The organism is Paeniglutamicibacter sp. ORCA_105, from assembly GCF_045798545.1.
GTDB lineage: Bacteria > Actinomycetota > Actinomycetes > Actinomycetales > Micrococcaceae > Paeniglutamicibacter > Paeniglutamicibacter sulfureus.
The window spans coordinates 1-346 of record NZ_JBIXLM010000102.1; the positions used below are offsets into that span (position 1 = coordinate 1).

The window sequence follows — 346 nt, forward strand, 5'->3', positions numbered from 1 at the left end:
GGCGAGGAGTACGGGCCAGGCGCCGGCTCCCACGTCGGCTGCGACGCATCGGACGAGTGCGAACTTGAACCTGCGGCAGGATCCGGGCACGCATTCCAGGTCGTTGACGGTTCTTGCCAAAGGGACGGCGGTTGCCCGGACGGGCAAGGCCAGCGGTGTTTGGTGGGAGGTCAAGGCCGGTTCGCGGACCGGTTGGGTGAGTTCCAATTACTTGGCGAGGAGCGCCGGCCAGGCGCCGGCTCCCACGTCGGCTGCGACGCATCGGACGAGTGCGAACTTGAACCTGCGGCAGGATCCGGGCACGCATTCCAGGTCGTTGACGGTTCTTGCCAAGGGCACGGCGGTT

General features: G+C 67.1%; 1 protein-coding gene. It reads left to right on the plus strand.

Annotated elements, in window-relative coordinates:
* Positions 1 to 103 precede the first annotated feature (103 nt).
* Positions 104 to 346: SH3 domain-containing protein (locus tag ACIPUB_RS20145; RefSeq protein ID WP_407609006.1), on the plus strand; the 243-nt coding region annotated here is incomplete at its 3' end.